Raw genomic sequence first — 17648 nt, forward strand, 5'->3', positions numbered from 1 at the left:
CATGAGCGGCGCGCCCACGGTGCCCACCGGGTACAGCTCGAGTACAGACCTGATCGTGTCCTATGGCCCGGCCTTCCCGTGGGAGGTCTTCGCCCTGGCGTGCGCGCTGCTGTTCCTGGCGTTCCTCTTTCGCCGCGTTCCCTGGGCGCGCTGGGCGCTGACCGGCGCGGGCGTGCTGGCCCTGATCGGGGCGGGCGTCCTGTGGGCGGGCATGGCGTAGCACCTGGAAGACCGGCGAAGGGGAAGCGTGGGCGCTTGGCCTGGGCTTCCCCCTTCGCCGGTCATGTTCCTGCCGCCGGGAAGATGATCCCGTCACGGTCTAAGCCCGGCTGAGGGCGTCACGCGCCGGGGGTTTTACTCACCCCTGAGTAAAAGGGGCGCGGGTCGCTCGAGGGGCCAGGGCGCGGCCCGTGTTGTCTTCCGGGCGTGTTCGGGGGCCAGGGGGGTACGCCGGGCTTACCCTGTGGGCCATGACGGGGAAGCGGAAGGGCAAGGCCAGTGACCGGCAGGGGCAAGTCGAGCAACTGCCGTCCGGGCGGTGGCGGTGGCGGGTGCGGGTGACGTACCCGGACGGGACAACGGCGCGCCCGAGTGCCACGGTGAACACGAAGCGGGAAGGTCACGAAGCGATAGCCCGCACCCTGCAGGAAGCGGCGCAGGGGAAGCGGCCCGTGTCGCAAACGCTGACGGTGGGGGAGATGGTCACGGAGTTCATGCGCTGGAAGCGGGCCACGTGGGCAGACCGCACCGCCTGGAATAACGAGGCGCTGTACACCCGGCACGTCGCGCCGCACGTCGCGCACCTGAAAGCGGCGGGCGTCACCCCTGGGCGGCTGCGGGAGTACTTCGAGCTGCTGAGCGAAGAGGTGCCCGTGCCCGGCGAAGAGGGAAAGACGCGGCCCCGCCTGGGGTTCAGCGGTCAGCGGCAGATTCACGTCCTGATTCACGGGGCGTATGCGCGCGCTATCGCTGACGGGGCGCTGAGGGACAATCCGGCGCAGTACGCCCGGCCCCTGTCCCCCTCGAAGGGCGGGACGGTCACAGAGTCGAAGGTGAAGCACTTCACGCCGGAAGACCTGGCGCGCTTCGTGACCGTGGCCCTGGGGGACCGCTTCGCCGTGCCGCTGGCCTTCCTGGCGTACACCGGGCTTCGCATCGGGGAAGCGCTGGCCCTGACCTGGGGGGACCTGGGGACGGATGACACGGGCGCGCCTTACGTCAGCGTCTCGAAGACGCGCAGCGAGTTTGAAGGGAAGACGTACACCGGGGGACCGAAGACCGCGGCGGGCGTGCGGCGCGTGTACCTGTCCGGGGACGCGCTGGGGATCGTCGAAGACATGCGGGGCCGCGTGGCCCGTGAGATGCACGCCACGGGGTACCGGGGCCAGGGGTTGAAGGCTACAGCGCCCATGTTCCCGGCGGTGGATGGTCGCCCGTTGCGTCAGGACACGCTGCGCGCTGTGATGCGCCGGACGTGCGCGGCGGCGGGGGGTGCCGGTGCTGTCCCCGCACGCGCTGCGCCACAGCACGGGGACTTACCTCATCTCGAGGGGCGAAGACCCGGTGAGCGTGGCGGCTCTCTTGGGTCACGCGCAGGTGAGTACGACACTGAACATTTACGCGCACGCCCTGCCGGGGAAGCTGCGGGGCCTGGGGTATGGGCTGGCGGACCTGCAGGGGCCGCAGGTGCGGGCGGGGGACGCGGCGCAGGGCGGCGGGCCGGACGGGGCGGGGGATGGTGGGGACGTGCCCGGCGAAGGGAAGACGCGGGGGGCGGTGTCCCCGGTGCGCCGGGCGGTCAGGAAGGGCGGGCCGCGCCGGAAAGCTTAGGCCAGGGCGCGCGGGGCGGGGACTTCTTGGAACTGGCGACACGAAAACGCCGGGGCGCGTCCCCACCCCGGCCGGGCCTGAGTCCCCAGTGTGGGGACGCAAAGTCCCAAAAGTGGGGACACGGAATAATGCCGTGCTGGACGGTGTTTTCGGGAACTGCGTCCCCACTCCCGTTTTTCGTGGGGACCGGGTTTTTCTTCGTGTGGGACGGCATAAAAGGCGCTGCGTCCCCAATGTCCCCAGATTTTTAGGGGGTATACAGGCCAGAGTTTTTTCTGACGTGTTTTTTCTGCGAAGTGGGGCCGCACCTGGGGGCCGGTGGGGGGATCGTCGAACCGGGGGGCAGTGGGCCAGGATGACCCCACCTGAAAACACTTGGGCCACGTTTGGGCCACGCGGGGCACTCCGGGCCATGTCAGCGGGACAGGGCAAAAGAAGAAACCCCGTCTAGGACGGGGTTTTCCTGGTGGGTCGTGTAGGACTTGAACCTACAACCCGCTGATTAAAAGTCAGCTGCTCTACCGATTGAGCTAACGACCCAGGTGGTCTTGTCTCGCTGCGTGCCGTGTGGGCGCGTTCTCAGCGGGAGTGAGTATATGGGGCGCGTGCGGATGTGTCAACACCCGCCCCGGCGGATGCGCGGAAGCGGGTGCTGGTGGGTGTTCAGCGTTTGAGGCTGGGGGGGACGTTCGGCATGCGGGGTGGTTTCATGCCCTTGCCGCCGGGGCCGCTCATGCGCTGGAGCATCTTCATCATGTCCTTCATCTGCTCGTGCATCTTCAGGAGTTTGTTGATGTCCTGCACGCTGTGCCCGCTGCCGGCGGCGATGCGTTTGCGGCGGCGCCCGTCGATGATCTTGGGGTTGCGGCGTTCCTTGACGGTCATGGAGCTGATCATCGCGTCGATGCGCTGCAGCTGCGCCTCGTCGATGTTGAAGCCCTCGGGCAGCGCGCGGCTCATGCCGGGAATGAGTTTCAGCAGGTCACCCAGCGGGCCCATCTTGCGGATCTGCCGCAGTTGCAGCAGCAGGTCCTCCAGGTCGAAGTCGCCGGGTTTCTTGACTTCCATGGCCTTCAGGTCGGCCTGCTGCGCGCGTTCGATCAGGCCGAGCACGTCGCCCATGCCGAGGATGCGGCCGGCGACCCGGTCGGGGTAGAAGGGTTCCAGGCCCGCGATCTTCTCGCTGACGCCCGCGAAGTAGATGGGTTTGCCGGTCACGGTGCGTGCCGAGAGGGCCGCGCCGCCGCGCGCGTCGCCGTCCATCTTCGTGACGATCAGGCCCGTGACGTTCACGCGCTGGTCGAAGGTCTGCGCGACGTTCAGCGCTTCCTGGCCGGTCATGGCGTCCACGACGAGCAGGCTCTCGGTGGGCTGCATGGCGGTCTGCAGGTCGGCCAGCTGATCCATGAGTGCCTCGTCGATCTGGAGGCGGCCGGCGGTGTCCACGATCACGAGGTCACGGAAGTCGGTTTTCAGGTGCTCGTCCACGCGGCGTTTCGTCTCGGCGGGGCTCTCGCCGTCCGCGACTTTCAGAACGGGCACGCCCACCTGCTTGGCGAGGACTTCGAGCTGGTCGCGCGCGGCGGGGCGCTGCGTGTCGGCCGCGACCAGCAGGACGCGGCGGCCCTTGCTCTTGTAGTGCGCGGCGAGCTTGCCGGTGCTGGTGGTCTTCCCGGCCCCCTGGAGGCCGACCATGAACCACACGTTCCTCTCGGTTTTCAGTTCGGGTTGCGCGGCCTTGCCGCCCAGCGTCTCGATCAGTTCGTCGTGCACGAGTTTCACGACGGTCTGCCCGGCGTTCAGGCTGCCCTCCACGGACTGCCCCACGGCCTTCTCGCTCACGCGGGCCACGAAGTCCTTCGCCACGCCGAAGTTCACGTCGGCTTCCAGCAGCGCCATGCGGATCTCGCGCATGGCCGCCTTGACCTGCGCCTCGGTCAGCTGGCGCTCCTTGCCCACCCGGTCGAGGATGTCCTGCAACTTATTCCCAAGGGACTCAAACATGCTGCCACGCTACCACGCACGCCAGAGGGCGCCTGTGCCGTGCGTGAGGGGCCGTGCGTGGCGGCCGCGAGCGCCGACTGCTACGCTGCCCGGCATGGGCAAACTCGTGCGTGACCGCATCCCGGAACTGTTCGGTGGCCAGACCCACCTGCTGAATGGGGAGGAGTACCGCGCCGCGCTGCGCGCCAAGCTGGAGGAGGAGGTCGCGGAGTACCTGGAGTCCGGCGAACCCGGGGAACTGGCCGACGTGCTGGAGGTGCTGCGCGCTCTGGCGGCCCTGCACGACCTGACCCCCGAGGACCTGGAGGCGCTGCGCCGCGCGAAGGCGGACGCGCGCGGTGGGTTCGCGGGCCGGGTGTGGTGGACGCCAACCTAACGCCCGTTAGGCAGGGCGCGCTATGCTGCGCGCATGCAAAGAGCAGTGATCGTCGCGGCCAGCCGCACGCCCACCGGGAAGTTCCTCGGCAGCCTCGAGAGCGTCAGCGCCGTCGACCTGGGCGCCACCACCCTCCGCGAAACCCTGCGCCGCAGCGGCCTGGACGCAGCACTCATCGAGGAAGTCGTCATGGGGCAGGTCGTGCAGGCGGGCAGCGGGCAGAACCCCGCCCGGCAGGCCGCCCTGAAAGCCGGACTGACCAACGATGTCGGGGCGCTGACCATCAACAAGGTGTGCGGCAGTGGCCTGAAAGCCGTGATCCTCGCCGCGCAGAGCATCCGCGCCGGGGACCAGCACGCCGTCCTCGCCGGGGGCATGGAAAGCATGAGCAACGCCCCGCACCTGCTTCCCGGCGCACGCAAGGGCTACCGCCTGGGCCACGCGCAGGTCCTCGACGCGAACACCCACGACGGCCTGTGGTGTTCCATCAATGACGAGGGCATGGGCCTGACCGGTGAACGCGTCGCCGAGAAGTACGCCATCACCCGCGAGGAACAGGACGCCTACGCCACGCAGAGCCACCGCCGCGCCATCGCCGCGCAGCAGGAAGGCCGCTTTGCCGATGAGATCGTGCCTGTCACCGTCAGGGGCCGCAAGGGCGACACCGTCGTCGACACCGACGAGGGCCCCCGCGCCGACACCAGCGAGGAAACCCTGGGCCGCCTCAAACCCGCCTTCAAGAAGGATGGCAGCGTCACCGCCGGGAACGCCCCCGGCCTGAACGACGGCGCCGCCAGCCTGATGGTCGTCAGCGCCGACTTCGCCCAGGCGCACGGCCTGACCCCCCTGGCCGAGATCGTCGACTACGCCACCGGCGGCCTCGCCCCCGAGTGGGTCATGATGACGCCCGTCCCCGCCACGCAGAAACTCCTGACCAAACTCGGCTGGCAGGCGGGCGACGTGGACCTGTGGGAACTCAACGAGGCGTTCAGCGTCCAGAGCCTCGCCGTCGCCCGCGAACTCGGCCTCGACCCCGCCCGCGTCAACGTGAACGGCGGCGCCGTCGCCCTCGGCCATCCCATTGGCGCCAGCGGCGCGCGCATCCTCGTGACCCTCCTGCACGCCCTGAAGCAGCAGAACAAGGAAACGGGCATCGCCACCCTGTGCATGGGCGGCGGCAATGGCCTCGCCCTGGCCGTCCGGAGGGTAGGCTGAGCACCATGACGACCCTGTGGATCATCGAGAGCACCTACCTCAAACCCACCGACGAGATCGCCAAGGTCACCCCCGCCCACCGCGAATGGCTCGACCAGCACTACCGCAGCGGCGTGTTCCTCACCAGCGGCCGCAAGGTCGACAACACCGGCGGCGTGATCGTCGCGCAGGCCGACACCCTGCAGGAGCTCGTGGACCTGTTCGACCACGACCCCTTCGTCCAGGCGGGCTGCTCCCGCTACAAGTACACCGCCTTCAACCCCGTCAAACGCGGCCGGGCCGTGCAGATCGAGGGTGTCCCGCTCGTCGAGTAGTGGCAGTTTTTATTTCGACGGAGAGTGATGACATCTCCATCGCCAACATCGTTTTCGAGAGTCTCCGCGACGAGGTGGTGGCACACGGCGAGGACGCTGCCCTCAAGTTCATTCTGGAAGAGGCGCAGTTGTCCTATCTGCTGGAACTCGACACGTTGACCTCCGAGCAGCTTGTGGCCGTTGCTGCTGGGGTGGCGCGTCTTCTGGGGAAGGCCGAGACGCATGGAGCCGCGCCAGAACTACTGGAGCATCTGACACGCGTCAGGGAATTCATCCTGACGCAGGGAGTAAATCTATGAAATTCGGAGTGATCGGAGCTGGACAGATGGGCGGTGGCATCGCGCAGGTCGCCGCGCAGAGCGGATTTACCGTGGTCGTGCAGGACGTGAAGCAGGAGTTCCTGGACCGGGGCCGCGCCGTGATCGAGAAATCACTGGCCAAACTGCATGAGAAGGGCCGCCTGACGGACACGCCGGACGTGATCCTGGGCCGCATGGAGTTCACGACGGACCTGACCGCGTTCGCGGACTGCGATCTGGTCGTGGAGGCCATCGTGGAGAACGAGGGGGTGAAGGGTGACCTGTTCCGGCAGCTGGGGCAGATCGTGAAGCCGGACGGCATCCTGGCGAGCAACACGAGCAGCATTCCGATCACGGCGCTGGCGAGCGCGTCGGGCCGACCGGAGAAGTTCATCGGGATGCACTTCATGAACCCCGTGCCGCTGATGCAGCTCGTGGAGGTCATCCGGGGCTACAGCACCAGCGACGAGACGGCGCAGTTCGTCACGCAGACCGCCGAGCGGATGGGGAAGACCCCGCTGGCCTGCAACGACTTCCCCGGCTTCGTCAGCAACCGCATCCTGATGCCCATGCTGAATGAGGCCATCCAGTGCGTCATGGAAGGCGTCGCGGAACCCGAAGCCATCGACGGGATCATGAAGCTCGGCATGAACCACCCCATGGGCCCGCTGACCCTGGCGGACTTCATCGGGCTGGACACCTGCCTCGCCATCATGGAAGTCCTGCACAGGGGGCTGGGGGACGACAAGTACCGTCCCAGCCCGCTGCTGCGCAAGATGGTGCAGGCGGGTCTGCTGGGCCGCAAGAGCGGTCAGGGTTTCTACACGTACTGAACTGATGTGCTGACCCTGAAGTCAGTTTGAGGGAAGTGGGGTGTCTGTGTGGTGGCGCCCCGCTTTCGTGTTACAACGCAGTATGCTGAAAACCCGCTGGCTGACCGCCCTGACCGCCGCCGCTGCCCTGACGGCCCTCGCCACGCCCGCCCAGGCGGCCGACCTGCGCCTGAGCGCCACCAGCAGCCTCGGGCTGTCCTGCGGGATCGCCGGAGCCCGCGTGGGGCTGCAGGAGGGCCGATTCGGGGGCTTCATCGAGGGCGCGTACTGTACGAGCAACGTCGAGGGTCAGAGCGGCAAGGCCGCGTTCGGGGGTGGCGTGACCTTCGACGTGTTCGACGCCGGACTGGTCAGTGGGTACGTGCTGGGCGGCGGCGGATTCCAGGGAAGCAGCAGCGTGCTGTTCGCGGGGGTCGGGGCGCGCGTCGGTCTGGACCTCGTGCCGGTCGAGGGCTTCATCGAGGCCGGGTACCAGCGGGTCAGTACGCCGCTGGTCAACGTGCCCGGCCCCAGGTTCGCGCTGGGCGTCACGTACCGCGTGAACGTCGGTGACCTGAGCAGCATGACCGGCGCGGCCACGGGCGGGGAGTCCAGCGAGGGCACCGGCGGTCAGAGCGGCGCGCCGCAGGTCTGTAACGTCACGCCGGAACAGGACGAGGCTGCCGTGCGCTCCGCGACCGTGTCGGCCGCGAACGAGGCGCTGTCCGCCGCGGCCAGTTCGTACTCGGCCGGGTTCAGTAACTTCTCGTATCAGGTGAACGTGACTGGGGTCAGCATCAACGGCAATACCGCCACGGCGTCCGGGACGGTCACGATCAGCCTCACGAACCGTTCGACGGGGCAGCGCAGCACGGACACCTATCCCGGTACGGTCCGTCTGGTCCGGTCCGGCTGCGGCTGGAGCGCCACCGGGTACACGCGCGGCTGATCCCGGTCAGCGGCCCCTGTGGTGGTATTCCTCGTTGGGGGTGAAGCCCAGGGCGCTGCTGACGCGGTTGGTCATGTTGAACATCCCGATGACCTGCGTGGCTTCCAGGATGGCGTGGTCGTTCAGGCCCGCCTCGCGGAGGGCGTGCAGGTCCTCTTCGGTCATGTGGGCGGGCGTCAGGGTGAGTTTCTCCGCGTAGGCGCACAGCGCTGCCTGCTGGGCACTGAGGGTAGCGTGGCGCCAGTTCACGGCGACCGTGTCGGCCAGCTGTGGGTCGCCGCTGTATTCGCGCAGGGCCGCGCCGTGGGAGACGGCGCAGTACACGCAGCGGTTCAGGCCGCTGACGACCACGGCCAGCAGTTCCCGGTCGGCGCTGCACAGGTGCCCCTCGCGGTTGACCAGGGTGTTGAAGTCGTTCCACCACGCCAGGAACGTGCCCGGGTTCAGGGCCTGCGCGCGGAACACGTTGGGCACGAACCCGAGGTTCGCTCTGGCTTTCGCGTGGAGTTTCTGCACGCCTTCGGGCGCGGTCGTGTCGTCGGGGACGGCCAGCCAGGAGATTCGGTTCATGGGGGCAGCGTACGCCGCGTGGCATCATCGGGCGCGTGAATGTGGAAGTCCGGCCTCTGTACGCGAACGTGTTCCTGCTGAGCACCCCGGCGGGGCGGTTGCTGGTGGACAGCGGCGCCCTGTCCCACGCGCCGCGGTTCGCTCAGCTGCTTCGGGCGTTCCGGCCGGACGCGCTGCTGCTGACGCACGCGCACGTGGACCACGCCGGGAACGCGTTCCTGGCCGCGCGGGCGGGCGTGCCCGTGCTGGCGCACCCGCTGGAGCACCCGGCGCTGCTGGGGCAGGCGCACGACCTGCCGTACCCGGCGGGCTTTCCGGGCCTGGGCCGCGTGATCTCCCGCGCTCACCCGAAGCTGCGGTCCGTGCAGGCCGCGCTGCCGGGGCAGGATGTGATGGGCTGGCGGGTCGTGCACCTGCCAGGGCACACGCCGGGGCAGATCGGGCTGCTGCGGGAGGGGGTGCTGATCGCCGGGGATGCCGTCGTGGGCGGCGCGGACGGCGCGCACCTGCCCCGCGCGGCGTACAACCACGACCACGCGCAGGCACTGAGGACCTTGAAGGGCCTGCTGGACCTCGACCTGCGCGAGGTCTGGCCCGGACACGGGGGCCGCCTCACGCCGGGGCAGCTGCGCGCCCGCGCTGAGCGGGACGGTTGACGGTGAACAGTTGATGGTTGACGGAAGGGACCACGCCCCCTCCATCAACCATCAACTTTTAACCCGCTACGGTTTTACTTCTTGGGTTCGTCGGCGACCTGGCCGGTGACGCCCTGGGCGACCCAGGCCATGTTGTTCAGGTCGGCGATGCTGGCGACCTTCCCGGCGGGGACGCGCAGGATGCCGTTGCGGTCCTTGAGGGGGCCGGTGAAGGGGTCGAACTTGCCGCCCTTCTCCATGTCGGCCTTGAGGGCCATGACGCGGTCGTACACGGTGGTCTTCTTGCCGGCGACGGTGATGGTCCTGGCTTTCAGCGCGGGGATCCATTTGGGGTTGATGGCCATGCCGTCCTGCGCGCCCAGTTCGACGCTGCCGCCGCGCAGCAGGTTCCAGTAGTCGACTTTCTGGAGGTTCTTGGTGGTGTAGGTGCCGGTGCGGACCTTGGTCAGGAAGTCGATGTAGATCTTCTCCCAGTGGACCAGCTGGCCGCTGACGACGTAGTCGGGCGCGAACTTGTACATGGGGGAGTAGTGCGCGAAGGAGGGGATCTTGCGCGCGGCGGCGGTCTGCACGACGGTCGCGGTGTCCTCCGTGAAGGCCAGGGCGCCTGCGCCCTCGCTGATCAGGGCTTCGGCGGCTTCACGGGCCTTGTTGGGGTCGAACCATGCGTTGATCCACTTGACACTGACGGTCGCCTTGGGGTTCACGGCGCGGGCGCCCATGGCGAAGGCGCTGATGTGCCGCTTGAGTTCCGGGACGGGGAACGCGGCGACGTACCCGAGCTTGTCGGTCTTGCTGACGGCGGCGGCCATCATGCCGTTCAGGTAGTAGATCTGGTAGAAGTCCGCCATGTACGTCGCCATGTTCGGGGCGCGTTTGAAGCCGCTGGCGTGCGCGAAGATCACGTTCGGGTACTTCTTGGCGGCGTCCAGCGTCTGGTCCATGAAGCCGAAGCTGGTGGTGAAGATCACCTTGCAGTTGTCCTTGACCAGCCGGTCGATGACGGGCGTCGCCTGTCCCTCGGGCACGCTTTCCACGTACTTCGTTTCCAGCCAGGGGAGGGCCTTCTCGGTCTTCTTGCGGGCCTCGTCGTGGGCGTAGCTCCAGCCGATGTCGCCGACCGGGCCGACGTAGATGAAGCAGGCCTTGAGTTTGCCGGTCTGCTGGGCCTGCGCGGCGGGGCTGGCGGCGGTGCTCAGGAGTGCCAGGGACAGGGGCAGGACAGCGAGGAGTGCTTTCTTCATGGTGAACCTCCAGGGAAGGGGGGTGAAGCCTGACTTCATTGTGCCTTCATTCTGTCGCAAAGGATAGGGACAGGATGACCAGATGCCCCGGCCCGCCCCGGAGAGGACTGGCCCGGATGTGCATTTTGTCGCGCTGACCGAGGCTACCGTGCGCCGCGTGACAGTGCACTGAACCGAAACCGCTCAGGCTGCGTACATCTGTTCAGGAGGTCCACCCATGAGCGATCACCCCACCCCGCCCGACCACGCCGACCCGGACTCCGGCGAGCGCCGCATCCTGACGCCCGGCACCCCCAACCCCCGCCGGGAGTTCCTGCGCAGCGCCGCCCTGTTCACCGCCACCGCGGGCGCGCTGGGCGGCGGCCTGGAACTCCTCACCCGCCGCCCGGGCGGACCTGGCAGCGCCGAAGCGCAGGGCGCGGCCTTCACCCGCCCCACCCGGCCACTCGGGCCGTACGACACCAGCGAGGCCGTCACGCCCTACGCGCAGGCCACCTCGTACAACAACTTCTACGAGTTCGGGCTGGACAAGAGCGACCCCGCCCGCCTGGCCGCCAGCCTCAAGACCCGCCCCTGGACCGTCCGGATCGACGGCGAGGTCCGCAAGCCCATGACGGTGGATATCGACACGCTGCAGGGCTGGTTCCCGCTGGAGGACCGCGTGTACCGCATGCGCTGCGTGGAGGGCTGGAGCATGGTCATGCCCTGGCTGGGCTTCCCGCTCGCCGCGCTGATCCGCCGCATGGAACCCACGGGCAAGGCGAAGTACGTGCAGTTCACCGCGCTGCTGGACCCCAAGCAGTTCCCCGGTCAGCGCCAGCCGGTCCTGAAATGGCCGTACGTGGAGGGCCTGCGCCTGGACGAGGCGCTGCACCCCCTGGCGTTCATGGCGGTCGGCCTGGACGGGCGGGTGCTGCCCGGTCAGAACGGCGCGCCGTTGCGACTGGCCGTGCCGTGGAAGTACGGCTTCAAGAGCATCAAGAGCGTCGTGCGGATCACCCTGACCGAGAAGCAACCCCAGACCACCTGGGCGCTGGCCGCCCCGCAGGAGTACGGCTTCTACGCGAACGTGAACCCGGCCGTGCCGCACCCCCGCTGGAGTCAGGCGACCGAACGGCGCATCGGTGAACTGGGCCGCCGCAAGACCCTGCCGTTCAACGGGTACGCCGAGCAGGTCGCGGGCCTGTACAAGGGCATGGACCTGCGGCGGTTCTTCTGAAGACCCCCGCCCGGCCCCGACCGATTGCGCCCCGCCGCCGCCCGTCACTGGGCTGGCTGGTCCCGGCGGTCACGGTAGGCGGCCTGATCCCGGCCGCCGTCCTGATCGCCGACGCCCTGAGCGGGCAGCTGGGCGCGAACCCCATCCAGCGCGCCACCCTGCAGACCGGACTGCTCACGCTGGCGCTGCTCGTGCTGTCGCTGGCCTGCACGCCGCTGCGCCTGCTGACCGGCTGGACGTGGCCCGCCCGCATCCGCAAGGCGCTGGGCCTGCTCGCCTTCGGGTACGCCGTCCTGCACTTCCTGATCTACCTGCTGGACCATTCCTTCGACCTGACCCTGATGGCCGAGGACGTCCTGAAACGCCCGTTCATCACCGCCGGGTTCACCGCGTTGCTGCTGCTCGTGCCCCTGGCACTGACCAGCACGCCCCGCGCCGTGAAACGCCTGGGCTTCCAGCGCTGGACCCGCCTGCATCAGCTCGCGTATGTGGCCGTCAGCCTGGGCGCCCTGCACTACTACTGGGGTGTGAAGAAGGACCACACCCAGCCGCTGATCTACGCCGCCGTGATCGCCGCGCTGTTCGCCGTGCGCCTACTCCGCCGTCCCAGGTCGGGCCGACAGGGGCGCGCCGCCCGTCCGTGACCCGAACCGGCCAGTTGACGGTGGGTGGTTCTCCGGTGACCGCCCACCGTTCATTCAGGCAGTCCCGCGCGCTGGTCCGGTGGGGGTGACCTCCCTGAGGCAGGCACAACGAAAGAGCTGACTGGGATTCACGTCCCAGTCAGCTCCTCGTTTCCCCGGTTGGTTACTTCAGGGTGGGGGGGAGCATGACGCTGTCGATGGGGTAGATGACGCTGCCGCCCGCGTCGGCGCGGCTGTTGAACATCCCGCCGTTGATCATGTCGCCGCTGCGCACGCCGACCATGTACATGTCGCCGTTCATCATCAGGTCAATGCTGCTGCCTTCCATGGAGCGGAGCTGCGCGACGTTCAGGCCGTCGTCCACCACGCGGCCCGTGACGACGTGGAACAGCAGGACCTGCTTGAGTTTGTCCATGTCGGCCATCAGCATGTCCAGCGTCGCCTGGGGAACCTTCGCGAAGGCGTCGTTGGTGGGCGCGAAGATCGTCACGTCGCCCGCCATGAGAGCGTCGACCAGACCGGCGCGCTGCACGAGGCTCAGCAGGGTGCTGTACTGCGGCTGGGACAGGACCTCGGTGATGTTCGCGCCGGACTGCGCCATGGGGAGGGTCATGGTGACGGTCGTGGTGGTCGTCGTGACGGTGGCCTCGGCGACCGGGGTCGGCAGGACCAGATCGGGCGGCAGGAGCACCTGGTTGATCGCGTAGATGTAGCCGTTGCTGGCCTCGATGGGCATGCCGTCCACCATGGCGTCGTTGACCATCTGGGTGCTGCCGTCCATGCGGAAGTTCAGGCTGGCGCCCTGGGCGCTGCTGAGCTGCGTGGCGGCGCCGACCTGATCGGGCGTGATCTTGCCGGGGAGGACGTGGTAAGTCAGGACGGCTTTCAGGGTGTCGGGGTCGCTGGCGATCAGGGCCAGGGTGTCGGCGTCCACGGCGGCGAAGGCGTCGTTGGTGGGGGCGAAGACGGTGTACTCGTTGTTGATGAGCAGGTCGGTCAGTTCGGCGTCGCTGAGCAGGTCGCGCAGCGTGCTGAAGCGCTCGTCGCTGATCACCATGTCGTACACGGTGCTGCTGCCCATGACGGCCGTGGTCTCAGTGGTGGTTTCCGTCGTGGTCGTGGTGGTGGTCGTGGTCGTCGTGCCGACTGGCGTGACCGGGATGACGGTCACGTCGGTGGCGGGCGCGGCCGGGGTGGTGACCGTGACGGTGGTATCCGTGACGGTGGTGTCCATGGCGCCACTGTCGGTCGTGCCTGCCATCTGGTCGGCGGCGGCCACGGCCATGGCGGGCATCAGGACGGTGTCCACGACATGCACGATGCCGTTACAGGCCATCACGTCGGCCTTGGTGACGGTGGCGTTGTCGATCATGACCTTGCCGTTCATGGTGCTGATCAGGACGCTGCCGCCCTGCGCGGTCTTCGCGGAGGTCATGTTCATGACCTGTTTGGCGGTGACCTTGCCGGGGACGACGTGGTACAGCAGGATCGCGCGCAGCAGGGTGGGGTCGTTCAGCGCGGCGGCCAGCGCGTCGCTGGGCATCTTCGCGAAGGCGGCGTTGGTAGGGGCGAAGACGGTGTACTGACCGCTCATGAGCGTCTGGGTCAGCCCGGCGGCCTCGACGGCGGTGGCCAGCGTGCTGAAGTTGGGGTCCGTGGTGACGATCTGCGCGATGCTCTTGCAGGCCGCGGCGGGGCGGGGGGCAGCGGGGGCGCCGGCCCCACCGGCGAGTGCGGGAGTGGCGAGCATCAGGCTCAGGGTGAGCAGACCAGTGTGCTTTTTCATGAGATCACCTCGGGAACTATGGATATTGAACTGCGGGTTTCCGTCAATCAATCTTCACCACGGGGCCACGAAAAGCAACTTTTGGAAGCAATCTTGCAGGTCAAATAAATGAAGAAGCCCCATACATTAGGGGCTTTCTCATGCTCAATTCAGAACATTTATCTTTTGTTTATGATCTGCCTGCCATCTGCCAGCCTTGTGCCATGCGGCGCGTGATCAGCGACCGAAGTACTCCGGCAGGTCCGCCTCGGTGATCAGCACCTCGCGCGGCTTGCTGCCCTGATGCTTGCTGACGATCCCCATGGCTTCCAGCATGTCCATCAGCTTCCCGGCCCGCGCGTGGCCCACCGACAGGCGGCGTTGCAGGCGCGACACGCTGCCCTGACCCTCCTCGATGGCGATCTGCGCCGCCTGCCGCAGCAGCGGATCTGAAAAGTCCATGTTCGACTTGTCGCCGCTGGGCCCGCTGGCCTCCACGCCCCCCTCGAAGTCCGTGCCGTAGGCCTCCACGAACGCGTCCTCGAACACCTGACGGCGCAGCTCGTCGGCGATCCGCGCGGACTCCACCTCGCTGATGTACGGCCCCTGCAGGCGGATCGGTTTCACGAGGCCCGGCTGGTAGAACAGCATGTCACCCATGCCGGTCAGGCGCTCGGCGCCCAGCGCGTCGAGGATCGTGCGGCTGTCGTGACTGCTGCTCACCGCGAACGCAATTCGCGCGGGCACGTTCACCTTGATCAGGCTGGTCAGGATGTCCACGCTGGGCCGCTGCGTCGCCAGCACCAGGTGCATCCCGGTCGCGCGGGCCATCTGCGCCAGCCGCATGATCGCCGACTCGACCTCTTTGGGGCTGGTGATCATCAGGTCCGCCAGCTCGTCGATGATGATCACCAGATGCGGGAGTTCCGTCTCGCCGACCTGACGCATCTTCGCGTTGAACTGCTCGAGGTTCTTCGCGCCCACCTGCGACATCATCTTGTAGCGCCGCTCCATGTGCGCCACCGCGCCCAGCAGCACGCCCGCCGCGTCCACCGGGTTCGTCACGACCGCCCGCACCAGATGCGGAATGCCGTCGTACGGCGTGAGTTCCACCATCTTCGGGTCGATCATCAGGAAGCGCAGTTCGGTCGGCAGGTACTTGAACAGCAGGCTGGTGATCAACGTGTTCACGCACACGGATTTCCCACTGCCCGTGCTGCCCGCCACCAGCAGGTGCGGCATCTTCGCGAGGTCCCCGACCATCATCTCGCCGTCGATACTCTTGCCGAGGATGATCGGCAGTTTCGCCCGCGACCCCTTGAAGCTCGGCGCGGCCGCCGCCTGATGGAACGTGATCGGTTCACGCTCCGCGTTCGGGACCTCCAGGCCGATCACGCTCTTGCCCGGCACCGGCGCCTCGATCCGCACGCCGCCCACCGCCAGCGCCCGCGCCAGATCGTTCGCGAGCCCCGCGATGCGGCTGATCTTCTCACCCGGCGCCGGTTCGATCTCGTAACGGGTCACGGTCGGGCCGCGCGCGTAGTCCACCACGCGTGCCTGCAGGTTGAAGTGCCGCAGCGTCTCGTCGATCAGGCCCGCCCGCTGCCGCGCCGAGATGTCCAGCGCCTCGGTGTTCAGCGCCGCGCCGGGAATCGGGTCCAGCAGCGCCTCGTCCGGACGGGCCAGCGGAATCGCCCCCTGCACCGGGCGGGCGTTCGCCTCGCCCGTGAACAGCGGCAGCGGCGCCGAGGGGGGCTGGGTCTGCGGCGGGGTCGGGGCGCGCCGTTCGGGCTGCGGACTCTCCCAGGGGGCCGCCTGCACCGCCGGAGTGATTTGGGATGCAGGAGCCACCTGGGCCGCTGGGGCAGCCGGTCCCGTGGAGGCCGGGCCGAACGGCAGGTCGTCGTCATCCCAGCCGCTGAAGGGGTCCACGCCCGCCGGGGCGTCCTCCAGGCCCGGCAGGACCGGGTCGGGCCGGACCTCCGGGGTGTACGCGGGCGCGGGGCGCTGCGCGGTGGGCGGCAGGGTCGGCGGCACGGGGGGGAACGGCGCAGCAGGCATCGGGGCAGAGGGTGCCGGGGTCGTGGGTCCAGATGGTGCGGGCAGCGGCGTCGCGTCCCAGTCCAGCGCCTCCACGGCAGCCGGGGTAGTCGCCGGGGCAGGGGAGAGGTTGAACGGAGCGGGCGTGGGCGTCGGTGCGGGCATGACCGCCGGGGCAGCCGCGCCCATGGTCGCCGCGCCCACGACAGCCGTCGCGACCGTCGCATGGAGTGCCGGTGCCTCGGTGACTGCTGCCGCCGTCCGTCCCGGAGGGGACCACAGCGGCGCCGGGGCGGGTGCGGGCACCGCTGCAGCCGCACTCAGCGGCGCGCCGAAATCGAAGTCCAGAGTGGGCAGCGCGGGCGCCATGTCCGGGATGGGCTGCGCGGCCAGCGCCTCGGCGCGGCGGCGGGCGTCCTCCTGCGCGCGGGCCAGCTGCGCGCGCCACCCCGACGGGTCCGCCATCACCGCGTCGGGGTCGGCACCCAGCGCCTCCGCGAGCGATTCGGCCAGTTCGGTCGGCGCGCGGTCGAACGCGGCGGCCAGTTCGGGCCAGCCGACGTACGCCGCCGCGCGGGCCCGCCACGCCGTGAACTCCTCGGCGAGTTCCGCCCACTCGCGGGCGCGGGCCGCGTGTGCGGGCACCTCGCGCGCCAGCATGCCCGCGTCCGGTTTCCCCAGCGCCTTCTCAGCAGCCTTGCGGTCGCGTTCCAGCCGCCCGGCCCGCTGCGCGAGACGCTGCACCTCCAGCACCAGCGTCCGCCGCAGCCGCTCCAGCGCGGCGCTCGCCATGGTGCTCGGCAGCTCGGCGCTCAGGTCGTGCCGCCCGGCGCGGACCTCGTTCGCGACCGCCTCCACCTGCGCGCCGGCCTCGGGCGCCTCGGCGCTCACGTCGGCCCGCAGGTCCCGCGCGGCGTTCCCCACGAAGGTGCGCGCCACCTCGCGCCACGCCACCAACTCCCTGTCCAGATTCTTCAGACCCGCCTCGTCCAGGCCGCGCACGTCCCGGCCCGCCGCGCGCAACTCGTCGTGCAGGCCGGACAGTTCCGGCGCCTGCGGGTACAGGCGGCGCAACCCCTCGACTTCCCGCTGCAGGTTCGCCAGCCCCTGGCGGGCGCCCACGCGGGCACGCGCGGCCTCACGGCCCTCCTGGCGGGATTCCAGCACGCCCTGCACCTGCGCCGCCCCGCCGCCCAGCAGCACACTGATGGAGCGGAAGAAGCCCTTGAGCAGCGACAGCGGGGACAGGCGCAGCATCACCTCGACCCCCAGCGTCAGCGTCAGCAGCGGCAACAGCGCCGCCGCGTAACTCAGGGCGCGCACCAGCGGCGTCATCGCCAGCCCCGCCAGCTGCCCCGCCTGCCCCGGCTGCGCCACCTCGTGCAGCGCCAGCAGCGACAGCACCACCAGCACGCCACCCAGCACCCGCCGCGTCAGGTTCCCCACGTCCCGGTTCAGGAACACCAGCGTCCCGTACGCCACCGGCACCACCGGCAGCAGCGCCGACGCCCAGCCCAGCCAGCCCACCAGCAACGCCCGCGCCTGCCCCATGAACGACTCCGAACCCGGCTGCGCCGGTTCCATGAACACCGTCACGCCCAGGAAGATCCCGAGCGCGAACAGCACCAGGCCCAGGGCCTCTCCGTCGAACCGGCTGACCGGAGCTGCACCCCTCGAACGCGCCTTCGCCATGCGGCGCAGTGTACTCCAA

At 68.9% G+C, this 17648-nt stretch carries 17 protein-coding genes and 1 tRNA gene; 11 read left to right on the forward strand and 7 right to left on the reverse strand.

The features are described from left to right. Position 1: 1 nt before the first annotated feature. Complete coding sequence (locus EXW95_RS17630; RefSeq protein ID WP_174368560.1) at positions 2 to 220, forward strand: hypothetical protein; 219 nt, start codon at positions 2 to 4, stop codon at positions 218 to 220. 993 nt (positions 221 to 1213) lie between these two features. On the opposite strand, the gene EXW95_RS21090 is transcribed toward EXW95_RS17630, so the two are convergent. Next, positions 1214 to 1339, reverse strand: coding sequence for a hypothetical protein (locus EXW95_RS21090; RefSeq protein WP_256435018.1), 126 nt, complete (start codon positions 1337 to 1339; stop codon positions 1214 to 1216). Between the two features lie 158 nt (positions 1340 to 1497). On the opposite strand from EXW95_RS21090, the gene EXW95_RS20790 reads away from it, so the two are divergent. Then, positions 1498 to 1830 carry a tyrosine-type recombinase/integrase gene (locus tag EXW95_RS20790; RefSeq protein ID WP_371810145.1) on the forward strand — a complete coding sequence of 111 codons (333 nt, stop codon included), beginning with the start codon at positions 1498 to 1500 and terminating at the stop codon, positions 1828 to 1830. A 464-nt stretch (positions 1831 to 2294) separates the two neighbouring features. Here EXW95_RS20790 and EXW95_RS17640 read toward each other — a convergent pair. After that, a tRNA-Lys gene (locus tag EXW95_RS17640) sits at positions 2295 to 2370 on the reverse strand. Between the two features lie 123 nt (positions 2371 to 2493). Beyond that, a complete protein-coding gene (ffh, locus tag EXW95_RS17645; protein ID WP_174368561.1) occupies positions 2494 to 3834 on the reverse strand; it encodes a signal recognition particle protein in 1341 nt (446 codons plus the stop codon). A gap of 94 nt (positions 3835 to 3928) precedes the next feature. Between ffh and EXW95_RS17650 the strand changes: the two genes are divergently transcribed. From EXW95_RS17650 to EXW95_RS17675, 6 genes are all read left to right on the forward strand, one after another. Next, positions 3929 to 4210 carry a nucleoside triphosphate pyrophosphohydrolase gene (locus EXW95_RS17650; RefSeq protein WP_174368562.1) on the forward strand — a complete coding sequence of 94 codons (282 nt, stop codon included), beginning with the start codon at positions 3929 to 3931 and terminating at the stop codon, positions 4208 to 4210. Between the two features lie 33 nt (positions 4211 to 4243). Then, positions 4244 to 5425: an acetyl-CoA C-acetyltransferase gene (locus tag EXW95_RS17655; RefSeq protein WP_174368563.1), complete on the forward strand. Its 1182-nt coding sequence runs from the start codon at positions 4244 to 4246 to the stop codon at positions 5423 to 5425. 5 nt (positions 5426 to 5430) lie between these two features. Next, positions 5431 to 5739: a YciI family protein gene (locus EXW95_RS17660; protein WP_174368564.1), complete on the forward strand. Its 309-nt coding sequence runs from the start codon at positions 5431 to 5433 to the stop codon at positions 5737 to 5739. Next, complete coding sequence (locus EXW95_RS17665; protein ID WP_174368565.1) at positions 5739 to 6038, forward strand: hypothetical protein; 300 nt, start codon at positions 5739 to 5741, stop codon at positions 6036 to 6038. Before EXW95_RS17660 ends, EXW95_RS17665 begins: the two co-directional genes overlap by 1 nt. Then, positions 6035 to 6871 (forward strand): 3-hydroxyacyl-CoA dehydrogenase family protein, encoded by an 837-nt coding sequence (locus EXW95_RS17670; RefSeq protein ID WP_174368566.1) that lies wholly within the window; start codon positions 6035 to 6037, stop codon positions 6869 to 6871. Before EXW95_RS17665 ends, EXW95_RS17670 begins: the two co-directional genes overlap by 4 nt. An 82-nt stretch (positions 6872 to 6953) precedes the next feature. Beyond that, the gene (locus EXW95_RS17675) at positions 6954 to 7799 is read left to right on the forward strand and encodes a hypothetical protein (protein WP_174368567.1); all 846 of its coding nucleotides are present in this window, start codon (positions 6954 to 6956) and stop codon (positions 7797 to 7799) included. A 6-nt stretch (positions 7800 to 7805) separates the two neighbouring features. On the opposite strand, the gene EXW95_RS17680 is transcribed toward EXW95_RS17675, so the two are convergent. Continuing rightward, positions 7806 to 8369 carry a peroxidase-related enzyme gene (locus tag EXW95_RS17680; protein WP_174368568.1) on the reverse strand — a complete coding sequence of 188 codons (564 nt, stop codon included), beginning with the start codon at positions 8367 to 8369 and terminating at the stop codon, positions 7806 to 7808. Between the two features lie 35 nt (positions 8370 to 8404). Between EXW95_RS17680 and EXW95_RS17685 the strand changes: the two genes are divergently transcribed. Continuing rightward, complete coding sequence (locus EXW95_RS17685; protein WP_174368569.1) at positions 8405 to 9025, forward strand: MBL fold metallo-hydrolase; 621 nt, start codon at positions 8405 to 8407, stop codon at positions 9023 to 9025. A gap of 74 nt (positions 9026 to 9099) precedes the next feature. Here EXW95_RS17685 and EXW95_RS17690 read toward each other — a convergent pair whose 3' ends face one another. Continuing rightward, positions 9100 to 10269 (reverse strand): BMP family ABC transporter substrate-binding protein, encoded by a 1170-nt coding sequence (locus EXW95_RS17690; RefSeq protein WP_174368570.1) that lies wholly within the window; start codon positions 10267 to 10269, stop codon positions 9100 to 9102. 217 nt (positions 10270 to 10486) lie between these two features. On the opposite strand from EXW95_RS17690, the gene msrP reads away from it, so the two are divergent. Together msrP and EXW95_RS17700 are read left to right on the forward strand one after the other, a co-directional pair. Then, complete coding sequence (gene msrP, locus EXW95_RS17695) at positions 10487 to 11488, forward strand: protein-methionine-sulfoxide reductase catalytic subunit MsrP (protein WP_174368571.1); 1002 nt, start codon at positions 10487 to 10489, stop codon at positions 11486 to 11488. A 23-nt stretch (positions 11489 to 11511) separates the two neighbouring features. Next, positions 11512 to 12132 (forward strand): sulfite oxidase heme-binding subunit YedZ, encoded by a 621-nt coding sequence (locus EXW95_RS17700; RefSeq protein WP_371810188.1) that lies wholly within the window; start codon positions 11512 to 11514, stop codon positions 12130 to 12132. A 163-nt stretch (positions 12133 to 12295) separates the two neighbouring features. Here the strand turns inward: EXW95_RS17700 and EXW95_RS17705 are convergent, their stop codons facing one another. Then, positions 12296 to 13918, reverse strand: a complete 1623-nt coding sequence (locus EXW95_RS17705; protein ID WP_174368572.1) for a fasciclin domain-containing protein — start codon at positions 13916 to 13918, stop codon at positions 12296 to 12298. A gap of 216 nt (positions 13919 to 14134) precedes the next feature. Continuing rightward, on the reverse strand, positions 14135 to 17629 hold the full coding sequence (locus tag EXW95_RS17710) for a DNA translocase FtsK (RefSeq protein ID WP_174368573.1): 3495 nt from the start codon (positions 17627 to 17629) through the stop codon (positions 14135 to 14137). Between the last annotated feature and the right edge of the window lie 19 nt (positions 17630 to 17648).

The organism is Deinococcus sp. JMULE3 (assembly GCF_013337115.1).
Taxonomy (GTDB): Bacteria; Deinococcota; Deinococci; order Deinococcales; family Deinococcaceae; genus Deinococcus.